This window comes from Limnospira sp., from assembly GCF_051859755.1.
Lineage (GTDB): Bacteria > Cyanobacteriota > Cyanobacteriia > Cyanobacteriales > Microcoleaceae > Limnospira > Limnospira fusiformis.
The window spans coordinates 19,806-43,710 of sequence record NZ_JBIMLI010000013.1 but is presented as its reverse complement, the minus strand read 5'-3'; the positions used below and the strand labels follow the sequence as shown (position 1 = coordinate 43,710).

At 44.0% G+C, this 23,905-nt stretch carries 24 protein-coding genes and 1 riboswitch; of the genes, 12 read left to right on the top strand and 12 right to left on the bottom strand.

Annotated elements, in window-relative coordinates:
* Positions 1-35: 35 nt before the first annotated feature.
* From dcm to ACTIE0_RS04125, 5 genes are all read right to left on the bottom strand, one after another.
* Positions 36-1,325: a DNA (cytosine-5-)-methyltransferase gene (gene dcm / locus ACTIE0_RS04145; RefSeq protein ID WP_006624677.1), complete on the bottom strand. Its 1,290-nt coding sequence runs from the start codon at positions 1,323-1,325 to the stop codon at positions 36-38.
* Positions 1,312-2,295, bottom strand: a complete 984-nt coding sequence (locus tag ACTIE0_RS04140; RefSeq protein ID WP_006670590.1) for a DpnII family type II restriction endonuclease — start codon at positions 2,293-2,295, stop codon at positions 1,312-1,314. Before ACTIE0_RS04140 ends, dcm begins: the two co-directional genes overlap by 14 nt.
* Positions 2,296-2,629: 334 nt before the next feature.
* Positions 2,630-3,682 carry a cobalamin biosynthesis protein CobW gene (cobW, locus tag ACTIE0_RS04135; RefSeq protein ID WP_006670589.1) on the bottom strand — a complete coding sequence of 351 codons (1,053 nt, stop codon included), beginning with the start codon at positions 3,680-3,682 and terminating at the stop codon, positions 2,630-2,632.
* Positions 3,683-3,824: 142 nt separating this feature from the next.
* A riboswitch (cobalamin riboswitch) is annotated at positions 3,825-3,970 on the bottom strand.
* Between the two features lie 106 nt (positions 3,971-4,076).
* Positions 4,077-4,319, bottom strand: coding sequence for a hypothetical protein (locus ACTIE0_RS04130; protein WP_006624674.1), 243 nt, complete (start codon positions 4,317-4,319; stop codon positions 4,077-4,079).
* Between the two features lie 48 nt (positions 4,320-4,367).
* Complete coding sequence (locus ACTIE0_RS04125; protein WP_006670588.1) at positions 4,368-4,577, bottom strand: chlorophyll a/b-binding protein; 210 nt, start codon at positions 4,575-4,577, stop codon at positions 4,368-4,370.
* A 214-nt stretch (positions 4,578-4,791) separates the two neighbouring features.
* On the opposite strand from ACTIE0_RS04125, the gene ACTIE0_RS04120 reads away from it, so the two are divergent.
* The 7 genes from ACTIE0_RS04120 to ACTIE0_RS04090 all read left to right on the top strand — a co-directional run bounded on the left by ACTIE0_RS04120 (position 4,792) and on the right by ACTIE0_RS04090 (position 12,243).
* Positions 4,792-5,460 (top strand): ferrous iron transport protein A, encoded by a 669-nt coding sequence (locus tag ACTIE0_RS04120; protein ID WP_006670587.1) that lies wholly within the window; start codon positions 4,792-4,794, stop codon positions 5,458-5,460.
* A 27-nt stretch (positions 5,461-5,487) separates the two neighbouring features.
* Entirely contained in the window at positions 5,488-7,845 is a 2,358-nt protein-coding gene (gene feoB / locus ACTIE0_RS04115) for a Fe(2+) transporter permease subunit FeoB (protein WP_006624671.1), read from the top strand.
* Between the two features lie 149 nt (positions 7,846-7,994).
* A complete protein-coding gene (locus ACTIE0_RS04110; protein WP_006624670.1) occupies positions 7,995-8,213 on the top strand; it encodes a FeoC-like transcriptional regulator in 219 nt (72 codons plus the stop codon).
* A 29-nt stretch (positions 8,214-8,242) separates the two neighbouring features.
* Entirely contained in the window at positions 8,243-8,740 is a 498-nt protein-coding gene (locus ACTIE0_RS04105) for a ferritin-like domain-containing protein (protein WP_006624669.1), read from the top strand.
* 57 nt (positions 8,741-8,797) lie between these two features.
* Entirely contained in the window at positions 8,798-9,409 is a 612-nt protein-coding gene (locus tag ACTIE0_RS04100) for an HMA2 domain-containing protein (RefSeq protein WP_006624668.1), read from the top strand.
* Complete coding sequence (locus ACTIE0_RS04095; RefSeq protein WP_006670586.1) at positions 9,406-11,586, top strand: heavy metal translocating P-type ATPase; 2,181 nt, start codon at positions 9,406-9,408, stop codon at positions 11,584-11,586. Before ACTIE0_RS04100 ends, ACTIE0_RS04095 begins: the two co-directional genes overlap by 4 nt.
* 318 nt (positions 11,587-11,904) lie before the next feature.
* Positions 11,905-12,243 carry a hypothetical protein gene (locus ACTIE0_RS04090; RefSeq protein WP_006624665.1) on the top strand — a complete coding sequence of 113 codons (339 nt, stop codon included), beginning with the start codon at positions 11,905-11,907 and terminating at the stop codon, positions 12,241-12,243.
* Between the two features lie 72 nt (positions 12,244-12,315).
* Here ACTIE0_RS04090 and ACTIE0_RS04085 read toward each other — a convergent pair whose 3' ends face one another.
* Positions 12,316-12,642: a DUF5132 domain-containing protein gene (locus tag ACTIE0_RS04085; protein WP_006624664.1), complete on the bottom strand. Its 327-nt coding sequence runs from the start codon at positions 12,640-12,642 to the stop codon at positions 12,316-12,318.
* 312 nt (positions 12,643-12,954) lie between these two features.
* Here ACTIE0_RS04085 and ACTIE0_RS04080 point away from each other — a divergent pair, with 312 nt between their 5' ends.
* Positions 12,955-14,061 carry a fatty acid desaturase family protein gene (locus tag ACTIE0_RS04080; RefSeq protein ID WP_006624662.1) on the top strand — a complete coding sequence of 369 codons (1,107 nt, stop codon included), beginning with the start codon at positions 12,955-12,957 and terminating at the stop codon, positions 14,059-14,061.
* Positions 14,062-14,175: 114 nt separating this feature from the next.
* Here ACTIE0_RS04080 and ACTIE0_RS04075 read toward each other — a convergent pair whose 3' ends face one another.
* Together ACTIE0_RS04075 and ACTIE0_RS04070 are read right to left on the bottom strand one after the other, a co-directional pair.
* Positions 14,176-15,687, bottom strand: coding sequence for a coiled-coil domain-containing protein (locus ACTIE0_RS04075; protein ID WP_439516842.1), 1,512 nt, complete (start codon positions 15,685-15,687; stop codon positions 14,176-14,178).
* A gap of 143 nt (positions 15,688-15,830) precedes the next feature.
* Entirely contained in the window at positions 15,831-16,955 is a 1,125-nt protein-coding gene (locus ACTIE0_RS04070) for an ABC transporter ATP-binding protein (RefSeq protein ID WP_006670584.1), read from the bottom strand.
* Between the two features lie 387 nt (positions 16,956-17,342).
* On the opposite strand from ACTIE0_RS04070, the gene ACTIE0_RS04065 reads away from it, so the two are divergent.
* From ACTIE0_RS04065 to ACTIE0_RS04055, 3 genes are all read left to right on the top strand, one after another.
* Positions 17,343-17,468, top strand: a complete 126-nt coding sequence (locus ACTIE0_RS04065; protein WP_006624657.1) for a hypothetical protein — start codon at positions 17,343-17,345, stop codon at positions 17,466-17,468.
* The gene (locus ACTIE0_RS04060; protein WP_006624656.1) at positions 17,465-18,637 is read left to right on the top strand and encodes an amino acid ABC transporter permease; all 1,173 of its coding nucleotides are present in this window, start codon (positions 17,465-17,467) and stop codon (positions 18,635-18,637) included. Before ACTIE0_RS04065 ends, ACTIE0_RS04060 begins: the two co-directional genes overlap by 4 nt.
* A 93-nt stretch (positions 18,638-18,730) precedes the next feature.
* Positions 18,731-19,948 (top strand): amino acid ABC transporter permease, encoded by a 1,218-nt coding sequence (locus ACTIE0_RS04055; RefSeq protein ID WP_006624655.1) that lies wholly within the window; start codon positions 18,731-18,733, stop codon positions 19,946-19,948.
* 80 nt (positions 19,949-20,028) lie between these two features.
* On the opposite strand, the gene petL is transcribed toward ACTIE0_RS04055, so the two are convergent.
* Positions 20,029-20,163 carry a cytochrome b6-f complex subunit PetL gene (gene petL / locus ACTIE0_RS04050; RefSeq protein WP_006624654.1) on the bottom strand — a complete coding sequence of 45 codons (135 nt, stop codon included), beginning with the start codon at positions 20,161-20,163 and terminating at the stop codon, positions 20,029-20,031.
* A gap of 74 nt (positions 20,164-20,237) precedes the next feature.
* On the opposite strand from petL, the gene aroB reads away from it, so the two are divergent.
* A complete protein-coding gene (aroB, locus tag ACTIE0_RS04045; protein ID WP_008050342.1) occupies positions 20,238-21,335 on the top strand; it encodes a 3-dehydroquinate synthase in 1,098 nt (365 codons plus the stop codon).
* 218 nt (positions 21,336-21,553) lie between these two features.
* On the opposite strand, the gene ACTIE0_RS04040 is transcribed toward aroB, so the two are convergent.
* From ACTIE0_RS04040 to ACTIE0_RS04030, 3 genes are all read right to left on the bottom strand, one after another.
* Complete coding sequence (locus ACTIE0_RS04040; protein ID WP_006670774.1) at positions 21,554-21,829, bottom strand: BrnA antitoxin family protein; 276 nt, start codon at positions 21,827-21,829, stop codon at positions 21,554-21,556.
* On the bottom strand, positions 21,792-22,130 hold the full coding sequence (locus ACTIE0_RS04035; protein ID WP_228116365.1) for a BrnT family toxin: 339 nt from the start codon (positions 22,128-22,130) through the stop codon (positions 21,792-21,794). The genes ACTIE0_RS04040 and ACTIE0_RS04035 overlap by 38 nt, the downstream gene beginning before the upstream one ends.
* 242 nt (positions 22,131-22,372) lie before the next feature.
* Complete coding sequence (locus tag ACTIE0_RS04030; protein WP_006670772.1) at positions 22,373-23,539, bottom strand: quinone-dependent dihydroorotate dehydrogenase; 1,167 nt, start codon at positions 23,537-23,539, stop codon at positions 22,373-22,375.
* Between the last annotated feature and the right edge of the window lie 366 nt (positions 23,540-23,905).

The following is a 23,905-nucleotide window of genomic DNA, read 5'->3' as shown; positions in this document are numbered from 1 at the left end:
ATTAATTAGGGGATTTTACCAATGCTTAGGGAAATTTATGGTTTCCCAAGAAATGGGGTCTTAGCTGTTGGTATTAAGTTTAGTAACAACTCTTGAGCGATCGCTTTAACCACCGGAATGGTAACCGAATTTCCCAACTGACGATAAGCCTTATTCTGATTGGGGTGAAGTTGAAAAGAATCTGGAAACCCCTGTAAACGCGCCGCCTCACGGGGAGTAATTCGACGGACTCTTCCCCCATAATATACCCCCAATCGGTTCCCATCACTAGCCACCAAAGTCACCGATATTTTATCGGGGTCGAGAAACTTATATACTTCAAAGGAAAAATTACCCGCCACTGGCTTATATTTATCATCAATAAGTTGCAGATAGTTTTTGTCAACTAAAGAGGCTAATAATTGCGCTAAATTAGGATGGGTATAAAAACTAGCAATTTGAGCCTTGGTAAGTAACTTCCCATCTTGATGTTGACCAAAAACCTTATGGCGGCGTTTAGTAATCAAGCGATTCATCAGGTCAATTTCCTGGGGGGTACAGTCTCCCCGTAACCCCAACTCCCAAGAGTGAATTGAGTTTCCCCCACGATAGTCAATCAGTCTCACGCCATGTAATTTCTCTAAGTTTCCGCGAAGAAAGGTGCGTAACGCCGTTGTAAATTCCGCAGAACAATCATAATGGTGGGGGGGATTATCCTCTAAAATATCTCTGACTTTACAGGAAGGTTTAGGCGCAGAAAATAGAGACAGTTGACCGGACTCATAAGAGTGAGAATCCTTAGCACCCAAATCTGACACTAGGTTGAAGTGAGGGGTTTGGTTCAGAACACCCATCATATAGGCTCGGACGCGATTTTGGGGAACACCATAGTTGGAGCTATTCAGTAAAAATAGGTCAAAACTATAACCACGCTCTTGCATTTTTTGGCGAATTGTGTTGATAGTTTTCCCTTGGTCATGGGTGACTAAACCGCGAACATTCTCAAAAATAAAAGCCTGGGGTTGTTGGCTATCCATGAGACGTAAAATCTCAAAAAACAAGGTTCCCCGTGTATCTCCAAAACCAGCTTTTTTCCCGGCGTATGAAAAACTTTGACAGGGAAATCCAGCCAGCAAAACATGATGGGGGGGAAGGGAGGGAATGGTCTGAATATCGCCTTGGGGAGTTTCGGAAAAGTTAGCTTGATAAACCTGTCTAGCATCCCCATCAATTTCACTACTGAGGAGACAATCAGGAATGCAACCTAAAGACTCAAGCGCCTGTTCAAAGCCGAGGCGCAATCCCCCAATTCCGGCGAATAAATCTATAAATTTAACGGTTTTCATTTTCTATAAAGTCGAGAATAAAGTAGTGTAAGTAATTCAGTTCTGACTCAGAAAATGCCAGAAGCAAGTGGCTATACTCATCAATGGTATTCAGAGCAGATTGGCGTTGGAAGTTACCGACTCCATCAATAATATAAATAATCTTGTAACCCAAGCCATCAATCTGCTCAAATCTTGATTTTGCTTGACCCGCTTTCCGCTCAATTGTGCTATTTGTGGTTTCCTGAAAGCTAATTTCAATTGCTATATATTTTTCACCTTTACTTACGACAATATCAAAGTTAGTGTCTCTTTTTCCTGTTTGCTTATGACTGACTCCAGGGATGGTAGAATTGAGGTTGATATTAATATCATTTTGATTTAAATTTTTACCTAAATATTGATATATATGACGTTGCAAAAGCTGACCTAAATCATTACTTTTAGCTCCTGCGGTAATACGGCTTAGATAAATATAACGCTGGCGTATAAACTCGGAAAGTTCATCATACTTACCCATTAATTGTCCAATCTGACATCCCCAAGTCTTAAAAATGCCAGAAATTTTAGGATTTGTTGAATCTCCAGCAAACAGGAGGACGACAATAATATCTTTATAAACTTCAGACAGAGTTTGTTTCCTTAACAGTAATTTCTGGCTGGAAACGTTGAGTTTTTGGTTTGATAATATTCCTGATATGGGTAACACCTGAAAACGATAACAAAATTGAGTGTTGTTCCAAATATACTCTAATTCTCCATCGGGGAACAATAAATCAAACTCTTGATTTAAACGTTGTAGTTTTTCACCTCCAAAATCTGCTAAGATCAGAAGGTGTTTGAGGAATAAATTAGCAGAGAGCTTTGATATTTCTAAAGTGGTAAATATATCTAGGGGATTTTCTAATTCCAAGGCTAGAATTGAGAGAAACTGCTGTTGGGTTTCAATCAGCACCGGGATAATACTCTGTTCGAGTTGTTGTTGAACCAAAAACTTTGGCTAGAATAAAGATGCTGACTGATGCAATTCCTCAATTGTTCGTTTTTGAACCATAGATGATTAAACAGTTTTTCTGTCAGAATTTGCGAACCATTGATCAAATGTGGGTATCCAAAGGTAAACCTATCATGACTTAGAGAGTGAACTAGATGGGGAATACCTGGGGGACGCAATATGGTATTAGGAGGAGAAGGTGGGATGGAGACGAGACGGAAAGTAGCGTAAAGTGTGGTTGTATTGGGGCTATTTTGGCGACGCTGTGAATTTTACTACTGTTTAAATAAGGACGATCGCATTATTAAAATCACCAAAATTGATAAGATTTCTACCTGTTTAACGCCATGGTTTCTGACTGCAAAGAAGTGGCTATTTGTTCTTGATTAAGACTACGACCAATAAACACCAGTTGAGTTTGGCGAGGTTCGTCGGCTTTCCAGGGGCGATCGAAGAAGGTATCAAATCGGTTTCCGACTCCTTGAACTACCATCCGCATGGGTTTATTTGCTACGGCTATAAAACCTTTGATGCGGTAGATTTCCCACTGCTGGGCGATCGCTTTTAATTGATTAACTAAACTGGCGGAGTCCTTAACTGGATCTAAGACTAAATGCACAGCATTGATATCATCATCGTGTTCGTGTTCTTCTTCCTGGTCATGGTGACTAGGGCGACTGTCCAGATGGTCTTCTACCGCTGCATTAAAGCCTAATAATATGTCAGGGTAAATTTTCCCTTGCTGACAGGAAACCACCTGCACTCCTGGGGTTAACTCCTGTTTTAGCCATTGTTGAACCCGGTTTTGAGACTCTCGATCAATGCGATCGCCTTTCGTCAAAAGTACCAAATCAGCACAAGCTAACTGGTCTTCAAATAACTCCTCGATTGGTGTTTCATGTTCCAAAGTTTCATCCGCTTGACGCTGCTTTTCTAAAGCCTCTAAATCTCCCACCAGTTGACCATTGGCTAGGGCTTCACTATCAACTACCGTAATCACACCATCTACCGTCGCTTTCGTGCGAATTTCCGGCCATCGGAAGGCTTGAACCAGTGGCTTTGGTAAAGCCAAACCAGAGGTTTCTATTAATATCGAATCAATCGCATCTTGGCGTTTAAGTAGTTCTTGCATAGTCGGCAAAAACTCTTCCTGGACGGTGCAACACAGACAACCATTCGCTAATTCGATGATATTAGTTTCCGTTTCTTCTTCGTCACAAACTTGGCAAGATTTGAGGATTTCGCCATCAATACCTACTTCGCCAAATTCATTGACTAATACCGCGATCCGACGACCTTGGTTATTTTGCAGTAAATGGCGGATCAGGGTGGTTTTTCCAGCCCCTAAAAATCCGGTGATAATGGTTACAGGAATTTTATGCACGGTTTTTTGACTCCTCCGAAATTATAGCGATTTGCTATCTATAAATGTTGAGATTTTCCTAGAGTTTAGATGGGCGATCGCTATGATATTTAGATTGTGAAAATACTAAATCAACCATCATCCATACCTCGCAGATGAATCAACAATAGGTTACTTATCGGCGGGCATTCTGACTGAGAGACTAACAGAGTCCCATCACAGTCGCGGGACAGCGCCGGACTTACACCGGACTTTCCCCCTTTCCTCTAAGGGCTGATTTCCCTTAGAACCGATATCGGGAATATCTTATCACAGGTTGGGCGAATTCGGGGAAAAACCAAAAAAGTCCCTGCTTATTTCTAAACAGGGACGGTTTGTTATTAGTGAATAGGGAGAGATAGGTAAATTTGATGACTTAGACTAAGTTAGTGAAAATCAAAGCCCCAATAGCGCCACTAACGGCGATCGCCATCAGTAAATTTGTAAAAAACCTGCCGTATTCTGCATTATAACCAAGGGCTTTGTCTTCCTGACCACCTGTGAAGAATAAAGACCAGGCTTGGTTAGCTGTAATTACTTCTGAGGTACTGTTAAAGTCCGGTCGAAAGATTACAGGTCCGATTAAGTATTTGTTAGGAAAGTTAAAATCTGTTTTCATACAAGTCTCCGAAATGCTACTGAATTATAGGTTGACAAAATCTGGGTTTTACAGGCTAGTTAACCAGCCAATTACACCATGTCCGGTTAATGCTTCTAAGGCTAGGGCGGATATAAACCCGATCATAGCTAGTCGTCCGTTGAGTTTCTCTGCGTATTTGTTGAAACCGAATTGTTGCGCTTCCTCTACATATACTTGGGGTTCGATCGCGTAAACATTTGCGCGTCCACCTTCTTCCATAATTTGTCCACGAACCATAGTATTTTTGCCTCTCTGACTTCTTGTAAACAAATGTAACACACTGCAAACAAATATTGCAAGGGGTTGACAAAATTAATTTTTGTAGTATAATTTTGTGCTTTTTCCAAACAAGGGGGTTTATTAAAAATTTATTAACAATGGGATTTTTACTTAGTTACATGGTATTAATTAAAATTAATTCTCAATTAGCTCAACAGAGAGCCAATAGATTATGGACAATGATAACTACTGTGCCGATGTATCCGTGAACGGCTTTGATGGTGGCTCAAGCTGGTCAGGATTTACTTACCTCAAAGACAACACTGGTCATGCTCGCACCATAAGTGAATCACCAGAATCATTGGTTGTAGTGGGCGAATCATCAATTCCGGGAACCTTTGCTTTGTCCGAGGCGAAGGTAGGCGATCGCTTATATATAGTTGCTCTCAATTGTGCCGGAGGCAATACCCGTCTAATGGGGATGGGGTTAATGCCAGGTGTAGAATTAAATGTCATTAGTTCCACAACCAGTGGATCAGTGATTATCGCCCTAGGCGACCATCGCTTAGGACTGGGGGCAGATATGGCTGAGAATATTCAGGTCGCCACAGAAAACCTCACCCAGTCGAAAAGGAAACTCTCATCAATGAATAAGACTAATGTTGTGCAGTTGCGCCATGCGGCGATCGGTTCTCGGTTGCGGGTGGTTGGTTATGACCCCGCCGCCCGTAGCTACAAACGGAAATTATTAGCCATGGGATTAACTCCAGGGGTGGAATTTACAGTCAAACGCCACGCACCTTTAGGAGACCCAACCCAAATTGAGGTCAGGGGATTTAACCTGAGTTTACGCAAAGACGAAGCAGATGCCCTCCAGGTGGCATTGATCAACCCATCCTAAAGGAGGAACAAAATTGTGAGTCAGTCTATGGAACTGAACCGCCAAACCGATAATAAGGCTGCGATGTCCTGTATTGCTTTGGTGGGAAACCCTAACTGTGGGAAAACGACCCTATTTAATGCTTTAACTGGTAGTAATCAGCGGGTAGGTAACTGGCCCGGAGTTACCGTAGAAAGGAAAGAGGGAAGCTATCGTTATCAAAACCAGGCCATCAAGGTGATTGACCTGCCAGGGGTTTACTCTCTGGACGTGGAAGATGCCAGCACTGGATTAGATGAACAGGTAGCGCGAGACTATTTACTATCGGGTGAAGCCACCTTAATTATCAATATCGTAGATGCGTCCAACCTAGAGCGAAATCTGTATCTAACCACCCAACTGCTGGAAATGGGTTTGCCGATCGCGATCGCCCTGAATATGATAGATATAGCCCAGCAGCGGCAAATTACCATTGATGCCCAACAATTAGGCGATCGCTTAGGCTGTCCGGTAATTCCCATGAGTGCTAGTTCTGGGCGAGGGGTAGAACAACTGCGGGAAATTGTCCGAGATGCCATACTTATGGCAGACCGCCCCCAAGCTAAAGTCGCCTATCCAGCCCTTATCGAAGCCGCCCTCAATGAAATTACCGAATCTATAGCCCAACAATATAACTACTTACCCCCAGACTATCGTTGGCAAAGTCTCAGTTTATTGCAATATGACGATCGCCAAAGTTTGGTTAATCAAGATGTCGTTAAGCAAATTGCCACCCACCGCCACCGCATACACCAAACCCTGGGAGAAGATATCGACTTATTGATTGCTGATGCGCGCTATAGCTGGATTCATCAGATGTTACAGGGTATCACACAGCGATCGGACCTAGTACAACAGCACGTTTCCGATCACATTGATCAGGTAGTCCTCAGTCGCGCCTGGGGTATACCCATTTTTTTGGTAGTCATGTACCTGATGTTCCTGATTTCCATTAACTTTGGCGGCGCATTTATCGACTTTTTTGAGATCGCCTTTGGTACCGTATTTGTAGATGGCATGGCTCATGGCCTTGAGCAAATTAACGCCCCCGGTTGGTTAATCGGTACTCTAGCCGAAGGAGTTGGCGGCGGTATCCAAACCACTGCTACATTTATCCCCCAAATTGGCTTAATGTTTATCTGTCTAGCCATCTTAGAAGACTCTGGCTATCTCGCCCGCGCCGCCTTTGTTATGGATCGGTTTATGCGGTTTATGGGGCTTCCGGGTAAGTCTTTTGTGCCAATGATGGTCGGTTTTGGCTGCAATATTCCCGGTATTATGGCAACCCGGACTTTAGAAAATCCTCGCGATCGCCTAATGACCGTCTTAATGAATCCCTTTATGTCCTGTGGGGCGCGCCTGCCAGTTTATGCCCTGTTTGTAGCCGCATTTTTCCCCAGAAACGGACAAAATATCGTTTTCTTGCTTTACATCATCGGGATTTTAGCAGCCGTGTTCACCGGGTTAGTCATGAAGCATACCCTCTTACGCGGTCAATCTGCACCCTTTGTCATGGAATTACCCCCCTATCATATTCCCACCGCCAAAGGTGTATTAATCCGCGCTTGGGAAAGGTTAAAAGCCTTTATCACCCGCGCCGGGAAAATGATTGTTATTGTCGTGTTAATTCTGGGTTTATTAAATTCTGTCGGCACTGATGGTTCTTTCGGGAAACAGGATAGCCAGGATTCTCTTTTAAGTGCCGTTAGTCGCACAATTACCCCAGTTTTTAGCCCCATGGGAATCACTCAAGATAATTGGCCGGCTACTGTCGGCTTATTTACCGGAGTATTTGCTAAAGAGGTCATGGTTGGCAGTATGGATGCCCTTTATAAGCAATTAGGGGCTGATGAAGCATCCGCTGCCGACTCAGTGGAAGAACCCGAAGAAGAATTTAGTTTTTGGGGAGGTATCGCCGAAGCCTTTGCTAGTATTCCCGCTAACTTAGCTGATTTAGGTAATCAAATACTTGATCCCATTGGTTTAAGTATTATGGAAAGCACTGATAATCAGGAAGAAGCCGCCACAGCACAGGAGGTTAGTTATAGCACCTTTGGTCAAATGTCTCAAAGGTTTGGTAGTTCTACCGCCGCTTTTGCTTTCCTGTTATTTGTGTTGCTTTATTTCCCCTGTGTGTCTGCCATTGCTGCTGTTTACCGGGAAACTAATCTCGGTTGGACGGTGTTTGTGGCGCTTTGGACTACTGGACTAGCCTACTGGGTTGCTAGTTTCTACTATCAGGCGATGACTTTATCACAAAATACCGGAGAGGCTTTGGGTTTATTGATGGGACTATGTATCGTCATGGGTGCTACTTTAGTTAGTCTCAAAGCTGTTAGCAACCGTCGCCATTCTCCCCGTTTGTAGCCAGGGTTAGACTTGCCAAAAAAGCAGGTTATTAGCCTTTTGGCTGTAGCTAGTCTCAAGGATTTGTGAATTTATGGTTATCGGTGTTAACAGGTATATTCATGATACCATAGAGACTAGCGATCGCACCATTTATCCCGTCGTCAACTATGCTACTTCAACAACTGCAAAATCATCTCAGAAATCATGGTCGCGTTTCTTTGACAGAATTAGAACATCAGATGAAAATTGATGCTGATACCCTGCGATTCATGCTGGGCAAATTAATTAGAAAGGGGCGAGTTTGTAAAGTGGAGGGTAAAGCCTGCGGGGGCTGTCATAGTTGCTCCCCAGAAGCGATCGAGTTTTACGAATGGATATCTCCCTAATTTAATGAGTTAATCAGGAGTTAATCAAAATGTCAGATAATCCAGCCCTGGATAGTCTTAAACAGGCTTTATGTGAAGCCATACAGGATGAATATAAAGCCTGTGCTACCTATCGGTTAATTATCCAAAAATTCGGACCGATTAGACCCTTTGTGAATATTATCGAAGCCGAAAAAAGGCATATACAGGCATTAATTCCACTGTTTATTAGGTATAATATTCCCATACCAGAGGATGATTGGGAAACTCGTATAATTCCCCCTAACTCAGTACAAGAAGCCTGCGAACAAGGAGTTAAAGCCGAAATTGAAAATGGGGAAATGTATCAAAGGTTATTGAAAGCCACATCAAATTACTGGGATGTACAAAATGTGTTCTTAAATTTGCAACGTGCATCCCAAGAAAACCATTTACCCGCCTTTAAACGTTGTGTCACCAGACGTACTCAAACCATAGCCATATCTAATCAAAACAACTGTTATGGTGGACACCGACATCAGCGCCGGAGAGGTTGTCAATTCTCCTAGTTATTGGGTTCGTGAATTATCTATGGTATACTGTCCTGAAAATAAGGTAAATTGACCATGACGGATTCAGCATTATCTACCGAAATTCAAACCGCAGAAAACCCCGACATTCTTCCCCAAATAGGTCGGTGGTTAGAAGACTATGAGGAAGTGGTGACGATTTTACCTGTGGTAGCAGGTTTATTAGTTACCAGTCGCCTGCGGCTACGGGGGGCGCAAGCCTTGATAGTTAACCTGTTAATGGCTGCAATTATTCGCCAATTAGTTCGCCAATTGAAGCAGGAGGCTAAGGCTAACTCTCCCGCTACTAATTCCACTCAAGCCACAAGTCCTAATAACCATCAAGATAATAGTCCCACAGCTACCACAACTGAAACCGAAGATTATACTATTGTTCATTCTATACCCGGACGGCTTCGGTTGCGTATTCCCCGTTTAATGACTGATGTTCTCTATGCGAAACGCTTAGAAAAACTGTTGTCTGAGGAACAGCGAGTTAAGTCGGTACGCATTAACCGCACCGCTGCATCTTTGATTATTCAATATGACCCGGCTGGGGTTTCGGAATTGGAGTTAGGTATGTATTTAGTTACTATCCTAGAAAAGGCTGAAACTACTGCTGAACCTGATACAAATTCCGTCTCCGATGATTCTGAACCCACATCATGACTACCGCGATATCAACATCATTATCTAATCAAGAATGCCAGGTTATTCATCAGGTAGCTGGACGGACTCGCTTTCGTATTCCCCTATTAGCTAAATATCCCCAATTAGCTACTGAAATTCAGCAGATTTTAGCAAAAAACTCCGGTATTACCTATGTGCGGATTAACCCCATAGCCGCCTGTATGGTGGTGCAATATGTCCCGAATAAATTGGCGGCGGTTGATTTATCAAATTTGGTGATTAATGTAGTCAAAGACTTGACAAATCATCAATTTTATGATAAGCCAATTTATGGTGTTAATAATGAGCCGAAAACCCCTGAAAAATCAGGGACTGTAGAGGAAAACGAGTCGAGTCTGCGGCTGCCAATTATAGCCACTGCGTTGGCGGTTTTAAGTCGGTTTCCGCAATTAACACCATTGCGCCCTGTGGCGAGAATAGCGTTTATTCTAGCGGCTTTTCCTGTGGCTCAACGGGCTTTTAATAGCCTGATTAATCAGCGACGGTTAAATATTGATTGTCTGGATTTTCTCGCCTTGAGTTTAAGTGCGACTCAGGGTAAGTTAGTTACCCCGGCTATGGTGATTTTACTGCATGAATTGGGGGATGTAATTCGGGAACAAACGGCGCGGGCGACGGAGGTACGCACGGCGAGTTTGATGGATGCTATTGGTAGGTTTGCATGGGTGGTGGTGGATGATGATTTACCCCCGCAAAAAATCCCAAGCGATCGCCTTCATGTGGGGGATAAAGTCGTCGTTTATCCGGGGGAACAAATCCCCGTAGATGGTACTGTCTTAAAAGGAGAAGCCGTTATTGATGAACAGGGTTTAACTGGGGAAGCAATGCCATTAGTTAAACGGGTGGGAGAGTCGGTTTTAGCTTCGACTTTGGTGCGTTCAGGACAGCTTTACTTAAAAGCCGATCGCGTCGGTTCTCAAACTAGAGCTGCTTTGAGTATAGAATTATTACAAAAGGCTCCCGTTTATGATACCCGCATGGCTAATTATGCCGAAAAAGTCGCAGATAGGTTAATCTTGCCTTCTCTACTTTTGGCGGGTATTGTATTAGTTACTAGCCGAGATGCTGCTAGGGCTGCCGCTATTCTTACCCTCGATTTTGTCACCGGAATTAGAGTGTCAATTCCGACAGCCTTTTGGGGTGCATTAAATCATACAACCCGCCATGGTATCTTGGTTCGCAGTGGTCGGACTTTGGAACAACTCGCCGAAGTTGATACCGTGGTTTTTGATAAAACCGGAACTCTAACCGAGGGTGAAATTGCGATCGCTGCCGTGCGGACGCTTCCCGGAGGAATGTCCGAAACCGAACTGCTAAAACTGGCGGCGGCCGCGGAAATGAGACTTAATCACCCTGTCGCCGAGGCGATCGTTAATTATGCTGCTCAACTTGACATTACTATTCCCCCACGAGGAGAATGGTTCTATGATTTAGGCTTGGGAGTACGAGCCGAAATTGAAGGTCATCAGGTATTGGTGGGAAGTCAACGTTTTCTCGAACAACAGCGGGTTAATTGGGGTGATAATTCCCTGATTTCTACTAGCCAAATGACCCAAATTTATGTCGCTTGTGATGGCGATTTTCAAGGGGTGATTGAATATACTGACCCCCTGAAACCAGAAAGCGATCGCCTCATACAAGCCCTGCAAAAAAATTATGCGATCGAAGTCCATTTACTCACCGGAGATAACCCCCAACGCGCCGCCTTAGTTGCTGAACAATTAGGGATTCCCAAATCGCGGGTTTATGCCGAAGCCTTCCCCGATGAAAAAGCTCGTATTGTTCGTGATTTACATCGCGCCGGTCGGACTGTCGCCTTTATCGGAGATGGATTAAATGATTCCGTCGCTTTGGCTTATGCGGATGTTTCCATTTCCTTTCAACATGGTTCTGATATTGCTCGTGAAACCGCCGACGTAGTGTTGATGAATAATAACCTCTTAGACGTTTTAGAAGCCATTGATATCGCCCGTCAAACTCGCAATTTAATTGACCAAAATATCGCTCTCGTCGTCGCCCCGAATTTAGCAGCTTTGGGGTTGGCTTCCACCGTAGGGCTTAATCCCTTAGTGGCTACTGCTATCCACAATGGTTCAGCGATCGCCGCCGGAATGAATAGTCTCCGACCCCTAGTTGAACACCAGATGAACAATTAATAATTAATAATTAATAATTAATAATTAATAATGGTCGGGACCGGTTCCGCTGTCCATTGGTGGCTGAGAAACCCGGTTTCTTTGAGAAACCGGGTTTCTTGATCTCTGCAATAATTGATAATTGTCGGGACCGGTTCCGCTGTCCATTGGTGGCTGAGAAACCGGGTTTCTTGACTTCTTCTGCAATAATTGATAATTGTCCGGGCTAGTTCCTCGCCTGATACAAATTGTTGCAAATAGTTGTCAGTTATGCGCCAAATCCTGCTAACCTGATAAATAGCAGAATTTTGATGTTATTATATTTGAGTCGAACGGGTTATGTCTCTGATTCATTTGGAAAAATCGGTACTCACCTTTCATTTTAAAGAGATGATCGAGGATGGACATGGCAATCATCCCTTAACTTGGGTAGGCCTGGGGGTGTTGGTTTTAGGGCCGAAACTCCTGCCAGCTATTACTAAAATTTCTCAAACAAACACCAAGACAGTTAGTAAACCCCGGTTATCTTCATCACGTCGTCGAGAAATTCCACTCTCTCAGTGGATAGCAGAAGCTAAGGAACGGGAGTTATCCAATTCTATCTATAAGCCCATGATTACCCCAAGTTCTGAGGCTTTCAACCATGGGAATGCTCACGAATTATCAGTTTTGAATTAATCGTAATACATCCACAGGTGGCTGATAGAATATTCAAGCCACCTATAATTATAGTCTCAATCCCCCTTTAGCTTATTCCTGGTTGGGCGAGAGTTGCGGGGTAGAAATAGCCGACTTTAAACTAGCCCTTTTTTGGGCTTCGGTCAAGGCTTCCGCTTTGGCTTCTGCTGCTATGTCTGCCACCATTTCCCCAGTTTCAGCCATAGCGACTTTAGCTTTTTCAAACAAAGTAACGCTCGTTTTAATCGTAGCCTTCAGAACTGGCTTAACCAGGGGCAAAACCACCGGGGTCAGCGCTACTGCTGTCACTCCAATGGCAATGGCTTGAGCATTAGGATTGGCTGATAGTTGGGCGATACGTTGTCGTAGTCCCGTTGCCCCCTGAGACATTTCTTGCATAACTTTCTCCTATTTCAGGTGAGGATATTTAAGGTTAATATCCCCAATTGAATTATACAATAAATTTGCCAAAATACCAATTTTGGGGGACTAATTTTGCCAGCAATTATTGACATTTGCCTATGTTCTCCACTGTTGATATTTGCGAAATATAATCAAGTTCCATGATTCCCTAATGGCTGGCCATGGTGTGGGCTATCTCCACAAAAGTCTTAAAAAAACCTTAATTTTTAGGGATATGGGTTGACAGTGAAGTTTTTTTTGCCACCAGTGTTATAATCTCATGCTTGTGATCAATAAAAATTGGGTTTAATGACATCAACAACGTCAAAAGTAACTTTTGGGAAAAGTATTGGGTTCCGCAAAGAGCTAAATCGTCGAGTAAACGCTTATTTGGAAGCGGAGAATATTTCCCCTCGTGATAACCCCGCCATGTACCTGAAAACAGCAATTATTTTGGCTTGGGTAGTATCAGCTTGGACCTTCGTGGTTTTTGGTCCTGATGTGCTATGGATGAAACTACTGGGTTGCATTGTTTTAGGTTTTGGAGTTTCCGCCGTCGGTTTTAACATTAGCCATGACGGAAATCATGGAGGTTATTCTAAATATCAATGGGTGAATTATCTATCTGGATTAACCCATGATGCGATCGGAGTTTCTAGTTATTTATGGAAGTTTCGCCACAATGTACTTCATCATACCTACACCAACATTTTAGGTCATGATGTGGAAATTCATGGGGATGAATTGGTGCGGATGTCTCCTAGCATGGAATATCGCTGGTATCATCGCTATCAACATTGGTTCATTTGGTTTGTCTATCCGTTTATCCCCTACTATTGGTCTATAGCAGATGTGCAAACTATGCTATTTAAGCGCCAATATCATGACCACGAAATCCCCTCCCCGACATGGGTAGATATAGCAACCTTACTCGCCTTTAAAGCCTTCGGTGTGGCTGTGTTTTTAATTATACCGATCGCCGTTGGTTATTCTCCCTTAGAAGCAGTTATCGGCGCTTCTATTGTTTATATGACCCATGGACTGGTCGCCTGTGTCGTATTTATGTTAGCCCATGTCATTGAACCGGCGGAATTTTTAGACCCCGACAATTTACACATTGATGATGAATGGGCGATCGCACAAGTAAAAACCACCGTTGATTTTGCCCCCAACAACCCAATTATTAACTGGTATGTAGGGGGATTAAACTATCAAACCGTCCACCATCTATTTCCTCATATCTGCCACATCCATTATCCTAAAATTGCTCCGATTTTAGCAGAAGTTTGTGAAGAATTTGGGGTTAATTATGCCGTACATCAAACCTTTTTTGGTGCTTTAGCTGCTAACTATAGCTGGCTGAAAAAAATGTCCATCAACCCGGAAACAAAAGCGATCGAGCAGTTAACTGTTTAATCTAACTGTTTAATCATCACTAACCTTTTCAAGACTATGGGGGCGCATTTTACCTTACTGATGCGCCCTTTTTTTAGCCTTGAAATTAACCCATAGAGAAACTGACAGCAGCAATTAATAAGTCTTAGAAAAAATGCGGTTACTCCACTTATTCAAATGAGACTCAGCCAACATTGCCAAACTCTGCAACTCCTGAGTTCTTTGTTGTAAAGCCGAAATCGCCCGCGTCTGTGACTCTAATTTTTGCCTAACCAGCCCACAGCATTTAACCAGACCATCAACAGTTTCCAGTTCTCCAAACTCTAGGTTATGGTCTGAACTTACCAAATCCCACAACTGTTTTTTCATGGTTTCAACCATATAGCGCTGATGTTCTGATTGTATTTGTAAAGCGCTATACTTATCCGCCGGAACAGTTTGTGATATCATAGCTTCCAGTTCCGCAATCCGAGTAAGTTTTTGCCGAACCTCGGCTATTTCTGTTTGTCGATTTTCTAACTGTTCTTGTAACTGATTAATCAGGTTTTTGTGTTGTTCTGCTTCCTGTTCGAGTTTCTGGTAGGTGTCCATGGAAACACTTGCAGATAACTGTGATTGCAAATCAGCCACAGTAGATTTATGCTGTTCCAATTGCTGTTGTAGCTTTTGGTGAACCTCAGCCGCCACCGTTTGTTTTAACTGTGATTGCAAATCAGCCACAGTAGATTTATGCTGTTCCAATTGCTGTTGTAGCTTTTGGTGAACCTCAGCCGCCACCGTTTGTTTTAACTGTGATTGCAAATCAGCCACAGTAGATTTCTGCTGTTCTAATTGCTGTTGTAGCTTTTGGTGAACCTCAGCCGTCACCGTTTGTTTTAACTGTGATTGCAAATCAGCCACAGTAGATTTCTGCTGTTCCAATTGCTGTTGTAGCTTTTGGTGAACCTCAGCCGTCACGGTTTGTTTTAACTGTGATTGCAAATCAGCCACAGTAGATTTCTGCTGTTCCAATTGCTGTTGTAGCTTCTGAGAGTCACCCAGTTGGCTTTGGAGTTGATTAAGAGTTTCCTGATTTTGCTGTTTCAGCGCTTCGTGGTCTTCCAGAGAAACCGTGTTCGCCAGTTTACTCTCAAGTTCTCCAATCCGTTTAAGCTGTTTTTTCAGGTCAGTAATTGAGTCTTTATGTTGTTGGAGTTCTTGCTGAACGTGATGATATTCCTTAGCCGGAACACTATTTTCAAGTTGCGCTTGTAATTCTGGGAAATGACCTAGTTTTTGTTCTAGTTCAGCGATAGTATTCGCCTGTTCTATAACTTGTTTTTGCAGGGTTTCGTATTCCTGCTGAAGTTGATCATATTCAGCCGATCGCTTTTCTAATTCGGCGGTAATAGCCGGGCTATCATCGGATTGATCATCAACTTCTGTTTGTGTATTAGTGTTAGCCAGGCTAATAGTTGTGCCTTCTTCATCCATAGAGATCTTAAAGTCACCCCTAGCAATACGTTCGACAAATTCCGAACGCGACAGACCCAACTCTTTAGCAGTTGTGCTTAATAATTTCGCTCCTGTGGGTGTTAGCGACACCCCTATTTTTACCTTAGTTTCTGAATACAAAGTCGTGACTCCCCGTTTTTTCTTTCTTGGCATTACCCCCTCCTCAGCCGTTCTACAACTTAGCTGCTCTAACCAGATCTTACCAAAAACTGATCACAATTCAACATTTGGTTAATCTTTGTGATCAGAACCGGAAAAATTTAAAGTTTTGTAAAGCAAAATTCGGGGGGACTACCTTAATGGGGAGCCGATACATAAGCTGATCTGGGAGTTCCAGAGCCAGAAACAGAGGGAAACACGCGCACGGAGTCTTGAGGAAACATCACCTGTACTCGCATACCGACAGGAAGCGATCCCCCTCCGAAGGGAGTACGAGCAATCAGTTCACCTCCAGAAGGAACCTGTAAACAATAATGAAGTTCGCGACCCAAAAACTGGCGATCGCGAATCACCACCGAAGCCGTTTCGTCAGGTTTGAGGATAAAATCTTCTTGGCGCACCATCAAATCTGCTTTTTCAGTGATATCGGAATCATCATCTAAATCCAAGTTAGAGGCGATCGCAAAACAGCCCACCTCAGTTTCCCACAAATTCCCCCGGCGCTGTGCTGGGATAAAATTAGCCTGGGTAACAAACTCCGCCACAAACCGAGAAGCCGGTTCTAGGTAAATTTCCTCTGGAGTCCCCCACTGTTCCAAATGTCCATGGCGCATTACCGCCACCCAGTCAGAAATTGATAAAGCCTCTTCTTGGTCATGGGTAACAAACACCGCTGATGCTCGTGCTGCTTTCAGAATTTCCCGCAATTCCTGGCGCAATTTCAGCCGCACTTGTACATCTAAATTACTCAGGGGTTCATCCAATAATACCAACGCCGGATTAGGGGCCAAGGCTCGTGCTAAAGCCACCCGTTGCTGTTGTCCCCCAGAGATTTCATGGGGATAGCGATCGGCATATCCCGACAACCCCACCAATTCTAACACTTCCGCCACTCGCAACTGTAGTTGTTTGGGGGATTTTTGGCGGAGAGTTTCCAAACCAAAAGCAATATTTTTGGCTACTGTCAGGTGAGGAAACAAGGCATAATTCTGGAACACCATACCCACCCCCCGACGTTCTGGGGGAACCCACTGTTTTAACCCAGAAACCACCTGTCCCGCAATCTCTACCACTCCCCTATCTGGCTGTTCAAACCCTGCAATTATCCGCAACAGAGTAGTTTTACCACATCCAGACGGACCCAGTAGACTCAGAATATCTCCCTGGTTCAAGGTTATGCTTATATCCTCGACGGCGGGGGTGTAAGTGTTGGGATACTGCTTTGAGATCCCTACCATATCCAAGATAGCAGACTCAGACATCGTTAGTTTTGTTAACCTTCCTTTAACTGTGTGCCGGGTTTATTGATAAACTTTCCAATCAATACCCCCTACCATCATAGGACATTATTCGTATAGATTCTCACTAAGTTGGTGTTAAGTTTTATGGAATTTTCCCAGATGGGGATTTTCCCGAGTCAGCCGCCAAAAGTGATTGCGGTTGAACATGGCGCGGTAGTAAGATGAGACAATATCAGCCCGCTTCCCACTCCTGGTTAGGCGCGGTTGCGGGTATATATGGGACTTTCAACCCCTCTGGCGGTGGTGGCGCGGCTATTTATCGGGTTTTCCTGGTTGATTGCCAGTTGACTACATGGGCTAATTTTGTACTATGATCATCCCAGTTATTGTGGGCAAGAATATTAACTAATGATAAAGACTCTCAATAAAATTGGGAAAATCAGTGGTCAATTAGTAGCAATTTGTACGGCTATTTTAGCAGTAGTTAATTATGCTGAAAATACCGCACCCAAAATCACAAATCAGGGAAAATGACAACGAATCCAAATCAACCGAAAATCCCCCTTTGGCGAGACGATCGCTTCTGGAAAATCGCCTTCCAGGTAATCATCCTAGTAATTGTGATCGCGATTATTAGCATATTTACCATTAACCTGAATCAGAACCTACAAAGAAGCGGAATTAGGTTCGGGTTCGGATTTTTAAATAGTACCGCCGGATTTGCGATCGGTGAAAGTATCATCCCCTACCAACCGACAGATCCCTATAGACAGGTTCTCCTAGCGGGTTTAGTGAACACGCTGCGAGTGATGTTTTTTGGGATTATCCTGACGACCATTGTAGGAATTGTTGCGGGAATTTCCTATTTTTCCGGTAACTGGCTAGTGCGTCAAATTGGGTTAGTATATGTAGAAATAGTCAGGAATACCCCCCTACTGCTACAACTGCTATTCTGGTATGGGATATTTCTGCAACTACCCCCAGTGAGAGATCGCCTGGGGGTTTTTAATGCCATTTTCCTAACTCAGCGGGGGATTTTTATTCCTTGGCCATCTAGTTCTCTAATCTGGGTGTGGTTAGGGTTTTTGGTAATAGCAGCGATCGCCTCTTTTGTAATTTGGAAACAACGCACTAAAATTATGGTAGAAAAGGGGGTTTCTGGTCAACCCCAATTAATCGCCCTAGGTATCATCGCCCTAGTGTCGTTGTTAATCATCCTGTTTGGCTTTGGTTGGGAAGTTCCCGCCATTATCGGAAGCGAAAACAATCCCATTTTACGAGGTGGTCTCAGGCTAACTATTGAATTTAGTGCTTTGTTAGTGGGGTTAGTATTTTATACTGCTGCTTATATTGCCGAAATTGTCCGCGCCGGGATTCAATCTGTAGCCAAAGGACAATGGGAAGCCGCCAGATCCCTAGGGTTAAAATCAGGTTTAGTCATGCGTCTGGTCGTGTTTCCCCAGGCTTTGCGGGTGATTATTCCTCCTCTCAATAGTCAATATTTGAACTTGGCGAAAAATTCCAGTTTAGCGATCGCTGTAGCCTACGCTGACCTTTATAATGTTGCTAACACCACCTTTAACCAGAGTGGGAGGGCGGTAGAGGTCATGCTAATTATTATGGCAGCCTATCTCACCATTAACCTGATTATTTCCCTATTTATGAACTTCCTTAATCGCCGGGTTCAACTTCAGGAAAGATAACTACAGTCAACCGTGACTAACAGGGAGTTTTTAGCAAATATCAAAATCCCCAACCTTCCCTACCATCACAGTTAAGAATTACCTATTCTAAAAATGACAGCAAATCCTGAACCCACCTTAAACCGTCAAGCCCCTTCCCAGTCAACAGACTTTCCCCAATGGCTGCGTGATAACCTGTTTAATACCTGGTATAATGGGTTAGTTACCATAGCGATCGCCAGTTTCCTACTGTGGATGTTAGTAGGGTTTGTATCCTGGGCGAGATTAGTCGCCCAATGGGAAGTAATCCCCGCCAATTTGCACCTATTTATGGTCGGTCGGTTTCCCAGTGATCAATATTGGCGCTTGTGGTTATTGTTGGGAATAGTTAGCATTTTATCAGGTCTGACCTGGGGATTTTTAGCCCGCCGCCAAACCATCCTCTTCAGCCAAAATATTGTCATTTTCCTGAGTGTCGTCGCCATGTTAATGGCTTTATTACCAACTGCCATATCTTATCGTATCATAGCGATCGCCCTATTATTTGTCTTTGTATTTAGCAGTTGGGGAGGGCGACAAATTGGCAGCCGGAAACCTCTACTGGGAAAATGGCTGCCTTTTTCTTGGTTTGTGCTATTAATTATCAGCCTGTGGTTAATAGGTGGCGGCTTAGGATTAAGGGGAGTTTCCACCGACCTATGGGGAGGATTAATGCTAACCTTGCTGATGTCAGTAATTAGCATTTTACTATGTTTTCCCATCGGTGTTTTATTAGCTTTAGGTAGACAAAGCGATTTACCAGTAATTAGAGGATTATCCATCGCCTATATTGAAATTATCAGAGGCTTACCCCTAATTACCATTCTGTTTATGGGTCAAATTCTTCTCCCCCTATTTTTACCAGAAGGAATGCGACCCGATCGCATTTTGAGGGCGATCGTAGGTTTAACCATGTTTAGTTCAGCCTACCTAGCAGAAAACGTCCGAGGCGGACTACAAGCTATCCCCAGGGGTCAATATGAAGCCGCTAAAGCCCTAGGTCTAAATCCAGCCTTAACTATGGTTTTAATTATCTTACCGCAAGCCCTAAAAATCTCCATCCCCTCCATTGTCGGTCAGTTTATTAGCCTGTTTCAAGACACCACCCTATTAGCCATAGTCGGACTGGTAGAATTGCTAGGGATCAGCCGTTCAATTTTAGCTAACCCTCAATTTTTGGGACGCTATGCGGAGGTTTATCTATTCCTGGGTGTTCTCTACTGGCTATTCTGCTATTTAATGTCTTTAGCCAGTCGGAAATTGGAGAAACAACTCAATACCGAAAATCGCTAATTTCCCCAATTATAGATTAATGCTGCATCGGCGAATCAGATTAAGTTCGCAGATACAGCATAATTAGCCTATGAGACTATTTAGATCAGTTTTACCAGTCGCAGGGTGAACATAATGCCAGCCGCAGCGCCGATAGCTACTACATAGAGTAAAGCATAAGCGATCGCACCATCAATGGTCATCGTCAATATCTCCCGATAAGTCAACTTTTGCATCTTCCATTGAAACACGACCTGCGCTAGAATATAGCCTTCTATGGGAAATTAGCGGAATTTACGAGGAAGCCATCATGTCGTCTGTCATTCGGGTGAATTTGGGGCCAATGTCCTATGATATTTCTGTGGCGGCGGGGAATTTAGACCGCTTGGGGTCTTTGGTGTCTTCCCTCAAGTTAGGAAAAAAAGCCCTATTGGTATCTAACCCAGAAATTTTTGCACACTACGGACAAAGGGCGATCGCCTCAATGGAGAATGCTGGCTTTCAGGTTTCCTCAGTAGTCCTTCCCGCTGGAGAACAGTATAAAACACTCTCCACAGTCCAATCTATCTATAATAGCGCCCTAGAACACCGCCTAGAACGTAGTTCCACTATGATCGCTTTAGGGGGGGGAGTAATTGGAGATATGACCGGGTTTGCTGCTGCTACCTGGCTGCGGGGAATTAATGTTGTACAGGTTCCCACCTCTCTACTGGCTATGGTGGATGCTTCTATTGGTGGGAAAACAGGGGTAAATCATCCCCAGGGTAAAAACTTGATTGGCGCTTTTCATCAACCCCGTTTAGTGGTGATAGATCCGCAGGTTTTGACGACTCTACCAGCACGAGAATTTCGGGCGGGAATGGCGGAGGTGATTAAATATGGGGTGATTTGGGATAAACAGTTATTTGAACGCCTAGAAGAGGCAGATAACCTCCATAGCATTGATGATTTGACGGGGGAACTACTGACCGAAATTATAGTCCGTTCCTGTCAAAGTAAGGCTGATGTGGTTAGCAAGGATGAAAAGGAATCGGGACTGAGGGCGATTTTGAATTATGGTCATACTATCGGTCATGCGGTAGAGAGTCTGACCGGATACTTGGAATTGGTACACGGGGAAGCGGTGGCTATTGGGATGGTTGCTGCTAGTCAAATTGCGGTGAAGATGCAATTATGGGGAAATGATGGCGATCGCCGCCAGGAATTACTGATTAAAAAGGCAGGTTTACCTATTCATCTTCCCCAAGGATTAAAGATTGATGAAATCATCGACATCCTACAAACTGATAAGAAGGTGAAAGATGGTCAAGTCCGCTTTATTCTCCCCAGGGAAATTGGCACAGTAACTATTAGCGATCGAGTCCCTTCCCAGACTATTGCTGATGTATTAGCGACAATTAACAATTAATAATTTTAGTAGGTTGGGTGAAACCCAACATGATGGAGAGATGGTGGCGTTGGGTTGACTGTGGAGGGGGGCGGGTTTATTAATCTTACTGCTGGGAAATGTGGTTGACTACTTGCCAAAACCCCAGCCATGTAGGTTGGGTCAAACCCAACATGATGGAGAGACGGTGGAGTTGGGTTTCGTACCTCCACCCAACCTACTCAAATTGGGAAAAAAGGCTATTGCTGGGCTTCCATATGCGATCGCAGTAAACGATTAATCTCAGTCTGATAACTCTGACCTTGCGATTTAAACCAGTCTAAAACATCACTATCAATACTTAAAGTCACTTGTGTTTTGGTCTGATAATTAGGTGAACCTCGCCTAACTACTGCTTTAGTAACCATTTCTGGCGTAATTTCAGGACAATCAGAAAAATCAATTTCTTCATCAGTCATCCGGTCTAGGCGGTTCCAGTCAGTTTGAGAGTTGCTCGAAGTAAATTTGTTGTTCATATTTAGTAGCTTTTCTCGCAGAAATAATCCGAATACATTTTTCTTGTTCTGTATGGACAATAGCGACCACTCGCCCTTGCAACAAACCCAAAGTCACAAACCTCTGCTCTCCATAATTGAATCGGTCATCTTCAAAGGTTACGATATCTCCATCAAAAACAAGGGGAACATCAATAAAATTAATGCCATGTTTGCGGAGGTTCGTCAGACGTTTAGTTTCATCCCATTCAAATTCCATGCCTTGACTGTTACTACATATTGTAACTAAATTTTCCCAAAAAATTAATATTAACAGAATCAACGGTGGTAATTTTCTCTTACTTCCCAAAACCCATGTAGGTTGGGTGAAACCCAACATGATGGAGAGATGGTGGCGTTGGGTTGACCGTGGAGGGGGGCGGGTTTATTAATCTTACTGCTGGGAAATGTGGTTGACTGTGGAGGGGGGCGGGTTTATTAATCTTACTGCTGGGAAATGTGGTTGACTGTGGAGGCGCGCCCCTACACAATATCGGAAATTTGGTTGACTGCGGAGGCGCGCCCCTACGGAATATCGGAAATGTGGTTGACTCTGGAACCCGCCACGCCTATGGCTTGGGAAATGTGGTTGAGTCCGTGGTGTTCTAGTTTTTGTAGGAGTCCCGTTAGAAGACGATGTACCATGAGAGGACCTTCGTAAACCCATCCGGTGTATACTTGGAGGAGACAAGCCCCAGCCGTGATTTTTTCCCAAGCGTCCTCGGCGGTGAAAATGCCACCAACGCCAATGATGGGAATTTCACCGTTGGTTTGTTCCCATATATGGCGAATGACGGCGGTAGACCTTTCCCTTAGGGGTGCGCCACTAATTCCTCCGGCTTCGGAAGTTATCGGGTTTCCGGTTTGGGGTAACCATTGGGTTTTTAGGTTGTCCCGACTAATGGTGGTGTTGGTGGCAATTATACCCGCTAGGTTATGGGTTCGGGCTAGTTCTATTATATCATCGATCGCTTTCCATTCTAGATCGGGGGCGATTTTGATGAATAGGGGCTTCGATGCTGCTATGTTTTCCTGTTGTAAAACTGTTAGGATTTCATTGAGTTCTGTGCTTCCTTGTAGCGATCGCAAACCTGGTGTATTCGGTGACGACACATTCACTACAAAGTAATCACCTAGGTCTCGCAATAGCTGAAAACTCCCAAGATAGTCGCTGGCTGCTTCCTCTAGGGGGGTGATTTTCGATTTTCCTAGGTTGATGCCTAGGGGTATTGTCGGACCGAGGCTAGAAGGAGTATAATTCTGTAAACGGTCGGCTAGGGTGGCAGCGCCTTGGTTATTAAACCCCATACGATTTAAAACTGCTTCATCTTCTAGTAGCCGAAACAGACGCGGGCGCGGGTTTCCGGGTTGCGGGTGTAAGGTCACTGTGCCTAATTCGGTGAACCCAAAGCCAAAACTTCCCCATAACCCCGCCGCCACGCCGTCTTTATCAAAACCAGCGGCTAACCCCACGGGATTGATGAAATTTAGCCCCCACATGGTTTGCTGGAGTCGGGGGTCAACTAGGCTGAATCGAGGATGTAGTTGCGATTCTAGCCAGGATAGGGGGAGATTTGATTTGTGGGTGTCTATCCAATGGAGAAGTTCCAAGGTTTGATGATGCGCCCACTCTGGATCGACTTTCAGGCCTTTAAATAAAATCGGTTTCAGCAGAGATTGATACAGATCCAAGCTACTACTACCCCCCCCTCATTGACGACAATCACCCACATGGCTAAAATTTAGTGCATCGGCGACAGAAATTCAACCTCTGTTGGTATATGATTTTAAACGGAGTCGGGAACTAATCGGGTTGAGGGAACTGGTACGGGTTGATGATGCACAATTTGCTACTATCGACTACAGCTTGTTCACCAATCGCTTAATACATTGCCCTCACCCTAAATCCCTCTCCCAAAGAGGGAGAGGGACTTTGAGAAGGGACTTTGAGACGTGATCAGATGATTTCTGAACAGGCTGGAGAGGGACTTTGAGAAGGGACTTTGAGACGTGATCAGATGATTTCTGAACAGGCTGGAGAGGGACTTTGAGAAGGGA